The sequence below is a fragment of the Anabaena sp. CCY 9910 genome, assembly GCF_963920875.1.
In the GTDB taxonomy this organism is placed as follows: domain Bacteria; phylum Cyanobacteriota; class Cyanobacteriia; order Cyanobacteriales; family Nostocaceae; genus Trichormus; species Trichormus variabilis.
In genome coordinates this window covers 113,380-130,570 of record NZ_CAWUDJ010000001.1, presented here as the reverse complement: position 1 = coordinate 130,570, position 17,191 = coordinate 113,380, and the positions used below count along the sequence as shown (strand labels likewise).

The following is a 17,191-nucleotide window of genomic DNA, read 5'->3' as shown; positions in this document are numbered from 1 at the left end:
TTCCTCGACCAGTCTGAACAAGGTTGCTGCCCCTAGTCTAAGGGATTGTGGAAGGTGTAAGGTTAAACTTACCGTGATTTTTTCTGCTTTGATGTGTTGTCAGTTTTTTCTTAAGAAAGTTTGGTTAAAAATCCCAACAGTTTTTTTGTTCTTGGTGTGAGGAGGGTACGGCGATAGGTATCTGCGGCTTTTTTGATAGCTTCAGCTTGGGTAGGATAGGGGTGAATCACGTTACTGAGTTTGTTTAAACCTATTTTATTGACTATCGCTGTTGTGATTTCCGAAATCATCTCGCCGGCGTGAGTTGCCACAATAGTTGCACCGACAATTTCATCAGAACCTTTTTTGTGGTGAATTTTCAGAAAGCCATCTTCTTGAGCATCGGCGATCGCTCGATCTACACTACTAAAAGGAATTTTAATTGTCTCTACGTCTTGATTTTCGTACACTCCCACATGGGCAATTTCTGGGTCAGTGTAAGTTACCCAAGGCATAACTAAGCTACTTAGTTTCGACCTGCCTAAACCAAAGGGTGAAAACAGGGTATTTTTAATGACAATTCTTGCGGCTGCATCGGCGGCGTGGGTAAACTTCCAATCCATGCAGATATCACCAGCAGCATAAATCTTGGGGTTAGTTGTTTGTAGATAATCATTTACTTCCACACCCCGATGCTTGTCGTATTTTACCCCGACGGCTTCTAAATTCAACCCTTCCACATTAGGCGATCGCCCTGCACCCACTAATATTTCATCTACCGTCACCGAATCACGATGACCGTTAGTAGAAAAATACAACCGCTTACCCTCGGTTACCGTCACTACTTCTTCTACCTTGGCATTTAAAACTAAGCGAATCCCTTCTTTAATTAAAGTCTGTTGGACAACTTGCGCCGCGTCATTATCTTCCTTGTTGAGGAGGTGGGAACCACTATGAATCAACACTACCTCACTCCCCAAACGCCGGAAGGCTTGGGCTAATTCGCAACCAATGGGGCCACCACCAATTACAGCTAACTTTTCTGGTCGTTGAATTAAGGAAAAAACCGTCTCATTAGTGAGATATCCAGCTTGTTCAATGCCGATAATTGCTGGTTTTGTCGCCCTAGCACCAGTAGCAATCACCGCTTTTTTAAATTTCAGGGTTTTACCAGCTACCTCTACGATGTTGTTGCTAGCAAATTTACCGCTACCCAAAAACACATCAACTCCCAAGGATGCAAAACGTTCCGCCGAGTCATGATGGCTAATGTCTGACCGTACTCGTCGCATCCGTGCCATAACTGCGGGAAAATCAATATCAATCTGGCTGGGAATATTAATCCCCAAATTTTTCCCGTTCCAGATTTCCCCCACCACCCGCGAAGACCGAATAATAGTTTTAGAAGGGACGCAACCCACATTTAAGCAATCTCCACCCATGAGATGCTTTTCAATTAGCGCCACCTTTAAACCCAAACCCAGACCAGCCGCACCCGCCGCCACCACTAAGCCAGCAGTTCCCGCACCAATCACTACCAAGTCATAACTATCAGCAGGTTGGGGATTTACCCAATTGGGCGGATGTACATAAGCCACCAATTTCTGGTTATATTCATCTACTGGGCGGACGATGACTCTATCTAGTTCTGAATTGGACATTGGGTGTAACCTCTCAGCAATCCAAATTACTCTATTGTAAGCAAGCTACAATAGAGTAATTCAAAATCAGGAAATTCAGAACAGGCAATGTTAGTATTGAGTGCAGGCGAGAATATTTAGCTACGTTATGGATAGGGTGACTATACCCGATATTCTCACATTGGCATAAGCTTCAGAATAATTACTTTCATAAGAAATTTCTCATCTTTTATTCATTAAGCTTTCATAGATTACTAGTTAAACTGGCATTAATTTACAGTTAAAAAACTCAGTAGCAATTCACCTGTGTACAGAAACAAGCCAATTCCCAGAAATATTTTAGGATATTTTTCCCAATCAACTTGATTGGGAAATAAATAATCGTCAGCAATACTTCTCACTTGTTGACCTAGTGCCTAAAGGTCTGCACTTAATTGCTGATCTATATATAAAGATAGTTGATTTTACTCAACATTATCAATGTAATTTGTTTCTATAAATTATGGGAAATTGCAAGATAAAAACTGGATTATATATTGTGTTAAAAATTAGTCAGGAGTACAAATGAACAACTTGTTACCCCACTCCAGAAAAATCACCAGAAAATCGGCTAGAATCAAATCTTATGAGCCTCGTAAATGCCGTATAGCGTTGTATTCCCACGACACAATGGGACTAGGACACAAACGCCGTAATTTATTGATTGCTCAAACTTTAGGATTTTCACCACTACAAACTGATATTTTAATGATTAGTGGCATTCAAGATGCCAGCAGCTCACCAACACCGCCAGGTGTAGATTGTTTGACCCTCCCGGCTCTGCACAAAAACATTGATGGGGAATATCAAGCACGAAAGTTGGATCTATCATTGCAGGAAATTATTACACTGCGATCGCAAGTTATCCTCGCCACCGTCAAAACCTTTAAACCGGATATCTTCATTGTGGATAATGTCCCACGGGGCGCAGTCAGAGAACTAGATCCCACTTTAAAATATTTGCGTAGAGAAGGTAACACACGCTGCATTCTGGGTTTGCGCGATATCTTAGATGAACCCGCTTCCGTGAGTCGAGATTGGAAACGAGCAGCCAATGAAGAAGCGATTCAAACCTATTATGATCAAGTTTGGGTGTATGGCGATCGCAACATCTATGACCTAGCCAAAGAATATCACCTCCAGCCAAAAACCGCCGCCAAATTCCGCTACACAGGCTATCTTGACCAACGTAACCGCCTCAAATATCTGAATTCAGATATAGTTCAATCATTTAAATCCCTCAATCTACCATCTGAACGCTTAGTATTGTGTTTAGTAGGTGGTGGACAAGACGGCGCGCAGTTAGCAGAAACCTTTGCCCATGCTGAACTACCACCAGGGATGAATGGTATCATTTTGACAGGCCCCTTCATGCCACGAGAAGTCAGGCAAAAACTCCACAACTATGCAGCGCAACGTGATAATTTGCGCGTGTTGGAATATTTAGCCGAACCGACAATGTTACTCCATCAAGCCGAACGGGTAATTGCAATGGGTGGTTACAATACCACTTGTGAATTGTTGTCCTTTGGTAAGCGATCGCTTATTCTACCCCGTGTCAAACCCCGAAAAGAACAATTAATTCGGGCTGAACGATTAAAAAAACTAGGTTTAATTGATTTCCTACACCCAGATAAATTAACATCGGCGGCGTTAACCAACTGGTTAAATCTTGACATTCAACCACCACCAGTCCGTAAATTCGTCGATCTCAAAGGACTCACCCACATTCCCCAATTCGTCCATGAAATCCTCATGTCTACTCATCAAGCACCCCCACAAGCAAAAGCTTCTTAAATAGTCATTGGTCAATAGTCAATAGTCAATAGTCAGTAGTCAATAGTCAACAAATATAGCTATTGCCAGTAGTGTTAAGACATCAATAGATGATACAACCTAGACACAACAAGACTTTTCACCCAGTCCCCAGTCCCTAGTCCCCAGCTATATGTCCATGTCCGTCGCTTATATTCTCAAACGTTATCCCCGCTATTCTGAAACTTTTGTCGTTAATGAAATTTTGGCTCATGAAGCGGCTGGCTTAGATATAAAAATTTTCGCTTTAAGACCACCATCAGACACACACTTTCAAAATATTATTTCTCAAGTGCGTGCGCCTGTAACTTATATTCGTAAGCCAATTCAAGGTAGGGTGAGTGATTCACTCAATAGTCTTGCACCTACAGCCGCTAGCTATTTTTGGGCGGAATTGCAAGAAGCAAGTCAGGTTATCCCTGATTTTTGGTCAAAATTGGCTTTTGCTCAAGGGGAAAAAGCCAGCACTGTCTATCAAGCTGCATGGTTAGCACGAGAAGTCAAGCTCAAAGGTATCACCCATTTACACGCTCATTTCGGCACTGTAGCAACTAGTGTAGCTCGTCTAGCATCTCACTTTACGGGCATTCCCTATACTTTCACAGCTCACGCTAAAGATATCTTTCATGAAAGCGTAGAATTTGCGGATATGGAACGGAAGTTAAAAGATGCGGCTAGTGTGGTAACTGTCAGTGACTATAATGTCAAATATCTGCAACAAACATATAACTTAGCTGCAAACCAAGTCCAACGCATCTATAACGGGTTAGATTTACAAAAATTACAATACTCTTCTCCGGCGGAACGTCCACCATTAATTATCTCAGTCGGTCGCTTAATTGAGAAAAAAGGGCTATCTGTTTTAATAGACGCTTGTGGGATTCTCCAGCAGAAAAATTATGCGTTTCAGTGTCAAATTGTGGGTACTGGTTCTTTAGAATCGACTTTGCATCAGCAGATTCAGGATTTAGGATTGCAATCTTGTGTGCAAATTATCGGCCCTCGTCCTCAAAATGAGGTGTTTCAATTAGTACAACAAGCTGCTGTGTTTGCTGCGCCTTATGTGATTGGCAAAGATGGTAATCGGGATGGATTACCTACGGTTTTACTAGAAACTATGGCTCTGGGAACTCCCTGTGTAAGTACGGTTGTGACGGGTATTCCTGAATTGGTGCGGGATGGGGAGACTGGGTTGATTGTCCCGCAATATGATGCAGAGGAATTAGCGATCGCACTGAGTTGTCTTCTGAAAGATCCGGCTTTGCGGGTGAAGTTGTCTACTCAGGCTAGGAGTTTGATTGAGTCTGAGTTTAATATTTGTCGGAATACGGAAGTTTTGAGGGAGTTATTTCTCACGCAGAGGAGGACACTTGCGTGGGCGGGTCTCCCGACTTGAGCAAAGTGTCCGTCGCGCAGAGGCGCAGAGGAGTATCAGAGGGTTTATACCAATTAAGAAAAGAATGCTATCGATACACATCCTCAAACCCTTGTGATATCAGGCTGTTTGAATTTTGAATTTTGTTGGCGAAGCCTTCCCGTAGGGTATTTTGAATTTTGAATTGGTTTTAGGAGGAGTGAGGGTGAGAGTTGCTTATATTTGTGCTGATGGGGGGATTCCTGTTTTTGGGCAGAAGGGTTGCTCAATTCATGTGCAGGAGGTGATCCGGGCTTTGAAAGGGCAAGGTGGACAAGTTACATTGTTTGCTAATCGGTTCGGGGGAGAGTTACCGGCGGATTTGGCTGATGTGGTAGTACATCAACTTCCACCTATTCCCAAGTTAGAACGGGCGGTGCGTGAGCAGGTTGCTTTGGAAATGAATCCTGATTTACGTTTAAGTTTGCAGAAGTTTGGCTCGTTTGATTTGATTTATGAGCGTTATTCTCTGTGGAGTTATGGCGCGATGGAATATGCCCAAGAGAGGGGAATTCCGGGTTTGTTGGAGGTGAATTCACCTCTGATTTTAGAACAGGCACAGCATCGAGGTTTGATTGATCGTGATGGTGCGGAAGCTGTGGCACGTCGGGTGTTTTCAGCCGCGACAGCATTGATTGCGGTTTCCGATGGGGTGAAAAGTTACTTGTTGGATTATGTGGATGGTAGCAAGGTTCATGTCATCCCTAATGGTGTTAATCCTCGTCGTTTTTCTCAACGGCGTTCTGGAAGTCAATCAGATAGTTTTACAGTAGGTTTTGTCGGTACTTTGAAACCTTGGCACGGATTACCCATCCTGACTGAAGCTTTTAGTTTACTACATCAACGTGTTCCCCATGCCAAACTTTTAATTGTTGGGGATGGCCCGGAAAGAGAGAATCTGGAAGCTGAATTAGCTACACGGGGATTAGATGCTCATACTCAATTTACTGGTGCGGTGAATCCTGATGAAATTCCTCAGTTATTAGCGGGGATGGATGTGGCTGTCGCACCCTACGCCGCACAAGCTGATTTTTACTTCTCGCCGTTGAAAGTGTATGAATATATGGCGGCTGGTTTACCTGTAGTGGTTAGTCAAATTGGACAATTGACAGATTTAATTGATCCTGGGGTGAATGGTATGCTTTGCACCCCTGGTGATGCGATCGCCCTAGCTGACACATTAGAACAATTATGGCGATCGCCTAATCTACGTCACAGTTTAGGACAGGCGGCGCGGGAAACTGTAATAGCTCATCATACTTGGGATGCGATCGTGAAACGCTCCGTAGGAATCGCTCGAAAAATTCTGCATATGGCATCTTCGTTACCTGTGGAGGTGAAACGATAAATGCTAAAACCCAAAAAATCAGCTGTTCCCGGTTTGTGGGAAGTACTGGTTTATTTCTGGCCTGATATTCGTCCCCAGTATGGACTACTTTTAGTTTCGGCGATCGCTTTAATTGCAGATGTGGGACTGCGGGTGTTAGAACCTTGGCCTCTGAAGTTTGTCTTTGATTACGTTCTCCTGCGGGGCGACAGGGTTAATACTCTTCCCCTCATAGCTAATCTAGAACCAATCACATTACTGACATTCTCAGCCGTTGCAGTCCTGATTATTACAGGGTTACGCGCTTTTGCTGCCTATGGAAGTACCGTAGGATTAGCTATAGTCGGTAGCCGAGTCATGGCGAAGGTGCGGAATCGTCTATATTGTCATCTACAAGATTTATCTTTGGCTTATCACACCAAAGCCCGTAGTGGTGATTTAATTATCCGTGTCAGTAGTGATGCTAGCCGTCTCCAAGAGATTATGATTACGGCAGCTTTACCCCTAATAGTTAGTATTCTCTCTCTATTTGGCATGATTGGGGTGATGTTCTGGATGAATCGTAGCCTCACCCTGCTGTCATTAATCACATTACCGTTCTTTTGGTTAGTTACAAACCGACTCAGCCAGCGCATCAAAGATTCCTCCTTAAAGCAACGTCAACAAGAAGGGGCTGTGGCGGCGACGGCGGCTGAGTCTATCGCGGCGATTAAGTTAGTCAAAGCCCTCTCCCTACAGGATGCTTTCGCACGGGTGTTTGCTCAACAAAATCAAAGTAGTCTCAAAGAAAGTGTCAAAACTCAACGGCTGGCGGCTCATTTGGAACGTACTGTAGATGCGGTAATTGCAATGGGAACAGCGATCGTTTTATGGTATGGCTCTTGGTTGGCGTTGCGAGATGCTTTAACCCCTGGGGATGTGCTGGTATTCATTACCTACCTCAAGAATGCCTTTAAGCCAGTGCAGAACTTCGCTAAATATACTGGACGACTGGCTAAAGCTGCGGCTTCTGGGGAACGGATTTTGGATGTACTAAATCAGAAACCAGATATCCATGATTTACCGGATGCAGTCCCAGCCTCGATTTTCCGGGGTGCGGTATGTTTTGATCGCGTCCATTTTGCCTATGACTCAGGACGAGTGCTACTAGAAGATATCAATTTAAACATTCAATCGGGACAGCAAGTAGCGATTGTCGGGACTTCTGGTGGTGGTAAATCAACGTTAGTCAGTCTTTTATTACGGCTTTATGAGCCTACATCCGGGCGGGTGATGATTGATGGGCGAGATATTCGGGAATATACATTGGCATCATTCCGTTCCCAAATTAGTGTAGTTTTGCAAGATAGTCTGTTGTTTGCTGCCAGTGTTAAGGAAAATATTGCCTACGGGATTGCTGGGGTGTCTGATGCAGAAATTGAAGAGGCGGCGCGTTTAGCTCACGCTCATGATTTTATCCAAGCTTTACCGCAAGGATATGACACCCTCGTGGGGGAAAGAGGCGCAACTCTTTCGGGGGGACAAAGACAACGGATTGCGATCGCTCGTGCTGCTATTCGTCAAGCTCCTATCTTGATTTTAGATGAGCCTACTACGGGGTTAGATAAGGAGAGTGAGAAGGCTGTAATTGATGCGTTGCAGAGGTTGTCACGGAATAGAACGACTTTTTTGATTACTCATGATCTGGATTTTGCTACTCGCGCAGATATCATTATTTATCTGGAACATGGGCGGATTGTGGAACAAGGTTCTCATGTGGAGTTGCTGCACAAAAATGGGCGTTATGCGGCTTTGTATGAGGTGCAGGCTTCTTTGAGGGTTTAGAGAGGGAAGATAAGAGAGTTTTTTAACGCAGAGGGGCGCTGAGGTATGCGCTGAGGTACGCTGAGTATGGATTTTAGTGATGAGAAGATGCCTTTTTTGGCGGATGCGGTGGATCGGGTACGGGTGGAGGAGTGTTTTGAGGGGTGTTTGGACATAGGTAAGAATTGTCATGTGCAGAATGTCCGGGTGATTCGTCATAAGTTGGGGCGGCGTTGTTTGATTGAATATGAGCTAATTGATGATGCTGGGGAAATTATTACTTTAATTGGCAAGGTGAGGGCTAAGGGAACGGATTTTCGTAGTTATGAGTTACAAAAATCTCTCTGGAAATCGGGATTTGCTGATGATAGTGCTGATGGGATTTCTGTACCTGAACCTGTGGGGATAATTCCTGAATGGCAAATGTGGTTACAGCGTCGGGTTGAAGGGGTGACTGCTACTCAAATCCTCTCACAAACTAACGGTATTTTCCCCGCAAAACTAATTGCTGAAGCTGCTTATAAATTGCATCAGGCTAATATTATTCCTCTTCGTTCTCATAGGATGTCGGATGAATTAAGAATTCTCCATGAACGGATTCCATTAGTGATGGAACAATATCCACAATGGCAAAGACGTTTGGAACGCATATTGTTAGCCAGTGATGATTTAGGCGCAAACACACCAGAACTAAAACTCTGTGGTATCCATCGTGATTTTTATCCTGATCAAGTGATTATTAATAATTCTCGTTTGTATCTCCTTGATCTAGATTTATACTGTGCAGGTAATCCGGCAGTTGATATCGGTAATTTCATCGCTCATCTGCAAGAATATAGCTTACGTACTGTTGGTAATTCCCAAGCATTACAAGAGTATGAAAATATTTTCAAGACAAGATTTCTTCAGCTTATAGGTGATGAATTTTCCCCCGCAATTCAAGCCTATACTACCCTAACTTTAGTCCGACATATTCACATCAGCACCCTATTTCCCGAACGTCGTCCTTTTACCGAAACACTATTAAATCTCTGCGAACAACGACTCAACATAACTCATAATTCGTAGTTATACAGCCTTTCCCAACCTGCCGAGATACTGACTACACCACTCATAAAACTTGACAATCTCCCTTCGGGTTCACCAGTCGCCTACGGAGGGAGACCCTCCTGCAACGCTGGTTCACCGCGCCCCTCTGCGTTTCCCAGCCTGCGGCAAGCCGCAAAAGCGTCTACCGCGCCCCTCTGCGTTTAATTTTCAGGAAATAGAATTAATGTTTTCAATCTTTTATCAGAAAACACACCTGATTAGTTTAATCATTTTATTTATTTTGAGTAGTACAGCTAAAGTTCGTGCAACAAATATTCCAGTAGAACAAAAAATTATATCAGTTTCTCAACTAGCAGATATTACCCCTGATAGTTGGGCATTTCAGGCACTACAAGCATTAACTGAGCAATATGATTGTATTAGTCAGGAGACTACTGACAATCAAACCATGACTAGATATGAATTTGCCACTAAATTAAATGCTTGTATTCTCAAGATAAATAATAGTAACTTTGACAAAATTAATCGAGAAACATTAACTACAATTCAAAAACTACAAACAGAATTTTCTGCGGAATTAGCAACTTTTAGCAACCGCATCGATTTATTAGAAAACAAGGTGGCTGTATTAGAAACACAACAGTTTTCGCCCCAAGTTGAGTTAGAGGGAGAAGTTATTTTTGCGGTGACTGGAGTCGCTGGCGGGAAAAAAGCTAACAGTAGAACTAAGCCAATCAATGATAATTTAGTGTTGAGCGATCGCCTCCGTCTCAGCTTAGAAGCAAGTTTTAATGGTAAAGACAAGTTACAAGTCCGTTTACAGGGACGCAACACACCAGAATTAGCAGATTTTACCGACACTAAAATGGCTAATTTAGGCTTTGATGGTGACGATGATAATGAAGTAGAAGTAGATCAGCTAGATTACAAATTTCGACTAGGTAAGCAAACCCGCGTCACCTTATACGCGCTGGGAGGAGGATTAGGTGATTTTGTTCCTAGTGTTAATCCTCTGTTTGGCGGTAGTGGAGACGGTTCAATTTCCACATTTGGGCGAGAAAATCCAATTAGAAGACAAGGTGGCGGTGCAGGTATTGGTATTTCTCATAATTTCGCCAAATCTCTCAATTTTTCATTGGGATACGTCACCAACGATGCAGCTAATCCAGAAAAGGGAATTTTTGCTAGTCCTTATGGGGCGATCGCTCAAGTCACCCTGGAACCCACCAAAAACACGGCACTTAGTCTTACCTATATCCACTCTTACAATAATATCAACACCGGCACTGGCAGCGAGTTAACCAACAACCCCTTTAATAATCAAGCAGATGCAATTACAGCTAATTCCTTTGGTGCAGAAGCTGCTTGGCAAATTAACCCAACCATTACCCTGGGTGGACGAGTTGGTTTGATTCATGCAACAGCAGATGATTTACCCACAAACCCAAATGCTACTATTTCCACATGGGCATTACTACTAACTTTCAACGATATTGGCAAAGAAAATAGCTTTGCTGGCTTTGTGGTAGGTCAACCGCCTAAAATAACTCATAATAGTTTTGGTAATGGCTTTGAAGATCAGGATACATCTTTACATTTAGAAGCCTTTTACCATCTACAAATCACAGATAATCTGGCAATAACTCCAGGTTTATTTCTCATCACAAATCCAGAGCATAATAATAGTAATGATAAAATTTATGTTGGTACTGTACGAACAACATTTACTTTCTAATACCGTTTCTTGATGTAGCTTGCCTGGCGTAGCCATAGATGCACTTTATTCTGTACGGTAGAGACATTGCATACAAAGTCTCTACATCATTTATTTGGTGCAACTTCATAGATAATTGATATCACTCACAAGTTCTAACTGATTACTCACCACTCCCATTAATCCTCATATAAATCAGTTTGCAGGTTCCCCTGACTATCAAGATATAATTCTTCCTCAAGTTCTCCGTCAGTAATATCTACTTCATAAAAAATCCCTTTAGGTGTGATTTCAACTTCATATTTTGTGATGATATATCCAGGACGTTCTTGCTTGATACGTTTTAGTACAATAGGAGGGAAATCTTTTTCTGTCACATAGTACTCTGTTTCTAGCCATTCCCCGGTCTCTGAAAACTCCGCTTCGTATTGGATATTATTTTGAGTAAAAACTGCCTCATAACCGTATTCATGTCTTTGCCAGGTGTGAGGAATATTGGGATATTTAGCTTGGAAAGCTGCTTGAACACTTGGGGGAACTGTGATACTTTGTTCCTTTTTTGCGGGATGATAGCTAGACAATAAAAATACTATTAGATATGCACCACTAAACACAAATAAGAATAATGTAATTGGTATGTTTTTCACCTATTTACATAATTAATTTTGGATAAATGTTGCTTCTTGGGGTGATTCCAAAGGTATGATAATCGTGAATACAGACCCTGCCCCTAGTTCACTTTGTAAGGTAACTTGTCCTTTGTGGGCTTCTGCAATGGCTTGGACAATAGATAAACCTAGCCCAGCACCTTCAGAAAGACGGCGACTGTTGGTCGCACGAGCAAAACGCTGAAAAATTCTGTATTGGTCAGCTGATGCAATACCTGCACCTGTGTCACGTACCCAAAAGCTGACTTTATCTCTGTAAATCATTGACCCCAGAGCAATTGTATCAGTGTTGTTTGTATGTTGAGTGGCATTTTGTGCCAAATTCATCACAGCCTGAGTCAGACGTTGACGATCGCCTACTATTTTACCTCTAGCCACAGCTTCCAGTTTCCAGATGCGATCGCCAAGACCTTTGACTTTAGCAAATAATTCTTCGGTAAAAGTGCAAACATCAAATGTTTCTAGTAGTAAAAAATCTGGACGCTCTGCTTTTGCTAGTAACATCAAATCATTGACGAAACGGTTCATTCGTTCCAACTCATCTATGACTATAGTTAGAGTTTCTTGTATTTCTTTTGGGTCATTGCCCATCAGTTCTAAATGACCACGAATAATGGTAATAGGTGTTCGCAGTTCATGTCCAGCATCATTAATAAAGTTGCGTTGACTGATAAACGCATTTTGTAACCTATCCATCATGTCATTAAACGTAGTGCCTAATTCTGCTAACTCTCCGTTACCATCTATAGTGATGCGTTGATTTAAATCAGTTTCACTAATTTTACGAGCTGTTTGAGTTAGTAAGCGCAAAGGTGCCAAAATTTTTCCTGAAGCAAGCCAAGCCAAAACTAAAGCAAATATTAAAACAAATGCACTCACTCGAACAATCACTGCTAAAGTTTCCAAAACTTCTCCACGTTCTCCAGCAGTGGTGTGGGCAATGACTATGACTCCCATGATTTCGCCCTGAATTTCCACAGGTTGAGCTAGATAAACGATGCTTTCAACTTCACTATTAGGTATTACAACTTCTTCTTGCTTTGTCTGTGTTAATTTCGCCCAATCTCGAATGAGTTTTGCATCCCTATCCATTTCTTTTGGTCTAGCTCTAGGACTTGATTTATAAAATTTTTCGTCCATCAGAGCAATCAAAAACGTATCGTCTTGTGGGAGTTGATTACCTAAGAAAGCATCAAAAAACTCTCTTAGTTCTTGCTTTGTAGTTGGTGGCTTTAGTAGACGGTTATCATTTTGTTTAAGTTTATCAATAGCTTCAATACTTTCTTCATCTAATTGATGCTTAGGAGTATTACTTGTACCAAGTAGTTGCTCAAATATTTCTATCTTTTCTATTGCCTCTTCATTTACACGTTGATTAACTCGTGCATATAAAGCCTGACGAATTGTCGGAATAAAAACCAGAAAAATAAAAAATAAAATTATCGCATACCAGGACAAAATCCTTGTACGTGTAGACCAGAAGAAGCCTCGACGGTGCTTGAGAAATGTTCCAGCTATGCTATTCTGCTGGTTCTTCACTGATTTATGAGTGTCAGGATAAAATAGTATAACTTGAGATTTCTCTTTCTTAGCTTGTTGCCCCATATAACTATAAATTTATACGTATAATACTGCTAAAGTTTTGAATTTCGGATCTAACATCCAAAATCCAAAACCTTGCATTCAAAATTCCGGTCATATAGGGAACACAAGCGCCTTACGACAGTATTTATCTTCTGTAGGCAAAGAAGAAAGGCTGCAATCGAAACCTATGTCTATTAGTTTCTAACTCTCGGATGAAAGAACTGTGAGGTTTTGATGAGAATATTCTTATGTTCGCAGACGATAACCCATGCCTCGGACAGTTTCAATTAAGTCATTACCTAATTTTTTGCGTAAATAACCAACGTAAACATCAACAATATTCGAGCCTGGGTCATAGTCGTAACCCCATACCCTATCTAATAATTGCTCACGACTCAAAACTTGCCCAGGATGGCGAAAGAAGGTTTCTGCAAGCGTAAATTCCCTGGCTGGCAGTTCTATGGTGTCTTGACCGATTTTAACTTTGCGCGATCGCAAATCTAAAACTATATGTCCCGACTTAATTACCATCTCTTCCATCACCTGGCTACCACCACTCTGACGTAACCTAGCTTTTACCCGTACTAACAATTCTTCAAATCGAAACGGCTTGGTTAAATAGTCATCTGCTCCTGCTTCAAACCCTGCAACTTTATCTTGAATGTCATCACGAGCAGTCAAAATAATCACTGGGACATTTTCTCCTTGTCCCCGTAATTCTTCTAATACATCCAAGCCATCTTTACCAGGAAGCCCTAAATCCAAAATCATCAAATCAAAACCGCTACTTAATGCCATGTTAGTCGCCGAGTAGGCATCAGTAGCCACAGCCGTTGTAAAACCTTGAGAACGCAGTCCCTTCTCAATAAAAGCCGCTATGCGGGGTTCATCTTCAGCTATGAGAATCCGATTCATCCGATGCAACCTCTTTCAGTATTTCTAAGGATAGAGACAACTGTAAAAGTAAAGTCTGTTCCCAGAATACCTTTTCTTCATGATTTATACTTAAAAGGGGATGCTTAATTTGTTTAAGGCGATCGCCTGTCGTTATCCTCGCAGGTACTTACTCTGTTGGGCTTGCTCCTTCTCTAAATAGGATGTCGTTATGGTTCTGGTAGCAATGTTATCGGGAGAAGTTATCCAGATCAAAATTTGAGGGGAGGAGTGATCTCCTAATTCATGATTTACTACCTGATAGTCTTGCCAACTATCAGGTAGCTTAAGCACTTCTGGGCGTAATGATAGTTAACATAGGATTGTCATTCTTTACTTGCCATGCCGGCGAGGAAAGGCATAACTAGGAAAAGATTTTTCCTAGTCTCCTGCTTCTAATTTACTCCGCGCAGCTTGCGAGTATTTTCTACTAAACTTTGAGCAAATTGATCGAATCTTTGGGAGAGTTTTTCATCAAGTAACTTTCCTTCAGGACTAAAAGCACTGTAGGCTTGTCCAATGGCAATTTGTTCTGGAATTACCCAACCATGTACCCAACGAACAATCAGCCTGAGGTCGTTTAAGGCGTTGCTGTTTGATTGACCACCCAAAACGCTAATCAGTCCTGTAACTTTACCAGACAGTTCATCAAAGCTCAGTAAATCAAGGGCATTTTTGATTACACCACTAACGCTGCCATGATATTCAGGTGTAGCTAAAATCAGTCCATCAGCATTACTAACGGTGTCACGCAAGCGCTGAACATCCGGATAATCTGAGTAGTCTTTACCACCATTGCAAAATGGTAATTGCCACTCCCGCAAATCGATAATTTCTACTTCCGCACCTAAAGCTTCTAGGCGTTGCGCTGCTACCCGCAAAGCTAACTGAGTGTAAGAGTTTGGTCTTAAACTACCAGCAATACCTACAATTTTTACCATAATGCACCTAACGTTAAGAATTTGTAAAAATACGAAGTCATTACGAATTTGTATATAATCTTAACGATTTATTTTCCCGTAGTCAAATTACCGCTAGACTACAGAAAATCGAGCTTTCGGTAGATATAAAGAATAGAACAGGAAATAAATCCGCAACATTCCTGATATTTTTTACCTGTTCTTTATCACCTGTTGCTTATTATCTGCCCTCCTGCCTCTTCTGAGAGTTAGACTAGATTAGATAAAGTGATGTCCAGTTATGGCAATTTTTGCTAGAAGAATAGGCTTAAATCAGCACTCAGCCTATGGCAGCAGACAAAGGGTAATTGTTATGAAAAATTTTGGGAAAAAGGCATTGATAAAACAGCAATCACCAAAGCGCGTTGCTTGGACTGGTGCTTTGGCAGCCAGTTTGATTATGTTACCAACGATGTTTGGCGGTAATCCTGTCCTAGCGCAAAAAGCAGAGCGTGAGTCTCTGTCATACGGAGAGTTGATTCAAAAAGTTAATCAAGAGCAAGTCAAAAGAGTAGAACTGGACGAAACTGAACAGATAGCTAAAGTTTATTTAAAAGGTCAAAAACCAGACGCACCACCAATACAGGTGAGGTTGTTGGAGCAGAACAACGAGTTAATTAACAGACTCAAAGAAAAAAATGTTGATTTTGGTGAGATTTCTTCTGCCAATAGTAGAGCGGCTGTAGGGTTATTAATTAACCTGATGTGGATTTTGCCATTGGTGGCTTTAATGCTGCTATTTCTGCGTCGTTCTACGAATGCTTCTAGCCAAGCGATGAACTTTGGCAAATCTAGAGCGCGTTTCCAAATGGAAGCCAAAACTGGGGTGAAGTTTGACGACGTAGCTGGTATTGAAGAAGCCAAGGAAGAATTACAAGAAGTTGTGACATTCCTCAAGCAGCCAGAAAGATTTACTGCTGTGGGTGCGCGGATACCTAAAGGTGTGTTGTTGGTGGGGCCTCCAGGTACTGGTAAAACTTTACTAGCAAAAGCGATCGCCGGGGAAGCGGCTGTACCATTTTTCAGCATTTCTGGTTCGGAATTTGTGGAAATGTTTGTGGGTGTGGGTGCTTCTCGCGTCCGCGATTTGTTTAAGAAAGCGAAAGACAACGCGCCTTGTTTGATATTTATCGATGAAATCGATGCAGTTGGTAGACAACGGGGTGCAGGTATCGGCGGCGGTAACGATGAGAGAGAACAAACCCTCAACCAGTTACTCACGGAGATGGATGGTTTTGAAGGTAACACAGGCATCATTATTATTGCTGCTACCAACCGTCCCGATGTTTTAGATGCAGCGTTACTCAGACCAGGACGTTTTGACAGACAAGTAATCGTTGATGCACCAGACTTGAAAGGACGCTTAGAGATTTTGCAAGTCCATTCACGCAATAAGAAAGTTGACCCTAGTGTATCACTGGAGGCGATCGCTCGTCGTACCCCTGGATTCACCGGTGCAGACTTAGCTAACTTACTCAACGAAGCCGCTATCCTCACAGCACGTAGACGCAAAGAAGCAATCACAATTCTAGAAATTGATGACGCTGTTGATAGGGTAGTTGCGGGGATGGAAGGGACACCCCTAGTAGACAGCAAAAGCAAACGCTTGATTGCTTACCATGAAGTTGGACATGGTTTAGTCGGGACGTTATTAAAAGACCATGACCCAGTGCAGAAAGTCACCCTTATTCCCAGAGGACAAGCACAAGGTTTAACTTGGTTTACTCCCAACGAAGAACAAGGGTTAATCTCTCGTTCCCAACTCAAAGCTAGAATTACTTCTACTTTGGCCGGTCGTGCGGCTGAAGAAATTGTCTTTGGTAAGCCAGAAGTGACCACAGGCGCGGGTGATGACCTGCAAAAAGTCACATCAATGGCAAGGCAAATGGTGACAAGGTTTGGTATGTCTGAATTAGGCCCCTTGTCTCTGGAAAATCAAAGTGGCGAGGTATTTTTAGGACGCGACTGGATGAATAAATCCGACTATTCTGAAGAAATAGCCGCCAAGATAGATTCTCAAGTCCGAGAAATTATCAACACTTGCTACCAAACATCAAAGGAACTTTTGCAAACTAACCGCGTGGTTATGGAACGACTAGTAGATTTGTTGACAGAACAAGAAACTATTGAAGGTGATTTGTTCCGTAAAATTGTTAGCGAAAGTCAAAACCAAGTGGTTGATGAGCAATTGTCGATGGTAATGGGTAATGGGTAATTGTAGTGAAATCAACTGAGGACTTACGTACCCAGATTTTCTGCTGAGACC

The 17,191-nt window shown here is 42.2% G+C and carries 12 protein-coding genes; 7 read left to right on the top strand and 5 right to left on the bottom strand.

The annotated features are described in order from the left end of the window. Window positions 1-110: 110 nt before the first annotated feature. Window positions 111-1,640 (bottom strand): mercuric reductase, encoded by a 1,530-nt coding sequence (locus tag ACM5QX_RS00585; RefSeq protein WP_414751936.1) that lies wholly within the window; start codon window positions 1,638-1,640, stop codon window positions 111-113. Between the two features lie 543 nt (window positions 1,641-2,183). Here ACM5QX_RS00585 and ACM5QX_RS00580 point away from each other — a divergent pair. The 6 genes from ACM5QX_RS00580 to ACM5QX_RS00555 all read left to right on the top strand — a co-directional run bounded on the left by ACM5QX_RS00580 (window position 2,184) and on the right by ACM5QX_RS00555 (window position 10,802). Further along, on the top strand, window positions 2,184-3,455 hold the full coding sequence (locus tag ACM5QX_RS00580) for a glycosyltransferase family protein (RefSeq protein WP_414751935.1): 1,272 nt from the start codon (window positions 2,184-2,186) through the stop codon (window positions 3,453-3,455). Window positions 3,456-3,606: 151 nt separating this feature from the next. Further along, window positions 3,607-4,869 carry a glycosyltransferase gene (locus tag ACM5QX_RS00575; RefSeq protein WP_414751934.1) on the top strand — a complete coding sequence of 421 codons (1,263 nt, stop codon included), beginning with the start codon at window positions 3,607-3,609 and terminating at the stop codon, window positions 4,867-4,869. A gap of 184 nt (window positions 4,870-5,053) precedes the next feature. Next, a complete protein-coding gene (locus ACM5QX_RS00570) occupies window positions 5,054-6,235 on the top strand; it encodes a glycosyltransferase family 4 protein (protein ID WP_414751933.1) in 1,182 nt (393 codons plus the stop codon). Next, window positions 6,236-8,038, top strand: coding sequence for an ABC transporter ATP-binding protein (locus ACM5QX_RS00565; RefSeq protein WP_414751932.1), 1,803 nt, complete (start codon window positions 6,236-6,238; stop codon window positions 8,036-8,038). Window positions 8,039-8,104: 66 nt separating this feature from the next. Then, the gene (locus tag ACM5QX_RS00560) at window positions 8,105-9,085 is read left to right on the top strand and encodes a phosphotransferase (RefSeq protein ID WP_414751931.1); all 981 of its coding nucleotides are present in this window, start codon (window positions 8,105-8,107) and stop codon (window positions 9,083-9,085) included. Window positions 9,086-9,137: 52 nt separating this feature from the next. Continuing rightward, on the top strand, window positions 9,138-10,802 hold the full coding sequence (locus ACM5QX_RS00555; RefSeq protein WP_414751930.1) for an iron uptake porin: 1,665 nt from the start codon (window positions 9,138-9,140) through the stop codon (window positions 10,800-10,802). 158 nt (window positions 10,803-10,960) lie between these two features. On the opposite strand, the gene ACM5QX_RS00550 is transcribed toward ACM5QX_RS00555, so the two are convergent. From ACM5QX_RS00550 to ACM5QX_RS00535, 4 genes are all read right to left on the bottom strand, one after another. Continuing rightward, window positions 10,961-11,428 carry a PepSY-like domain-containing protein gene (locus ACM5QX_RS00550; protein ID WP_011319220.1) on the bottom strand — a complete coding sequence of 156 codons (468 nt, stop codon included), beginning with the start codon at window positions 11,426-11,428 and terminating at the stop codon, window positions 10,961-10,963. 12 nt (window positions 11,429-11,440) lie between these two features. Beyond that, window positions 11,441-13,054: an ATP-binding protein gene (locus ACM5QX_RS00545; RefSeq protein ID WP_414751929.1), complete on the bottom strand. Its 1,614-nt coding sequence runs from the start codon at window positions 13,052-13,054 to the stop codon at window positions 11,441-11,443. A 225-nt stretch (window positions 13,055-13,279) separates the two neighbouring features. Continuing rightward, entirely contained in the window at window positions 13,280-13,948 is a 669-nt protein-coding gene (locus ACM5QX_RS00540) for a response regulator transcription factor (RefSeq protein ID WP_011319222.1), read from the bottom strand. Window positions 13,949-14,361: 413 nt separating this feature from the next. After that, window positions 14,362-14,907, bottom strand: a complete 546-nt coding sequence (locus ACM5QX_RS00535; RefSeq protein ID WP_414751928.1) for an NADPH-dependent FMN reductase — start codon at window positions 14,905-14,907, stop codon at window positions 14,362-14,364. 331 nt (window positions 14,908-15,238) lie between these two features. Here ACM5QX_RS00535 and ftsH point away from each other — a divergent pair, with 331 nt between their 5' ends. Next, a complete protein-coding gene (gene ftsH, locus ACM5QX_RS00530) occupies window positions 15,239-17,140 on the top strand; it encodes an ATP-dependent zinc metalloprotease FtsH (RefSeq protein WP_414752243.1) in 1,902 nt (633 codons plus the stop codon). Window positions 17,141-17,191 lie beyond the last annotated feature (51 nt).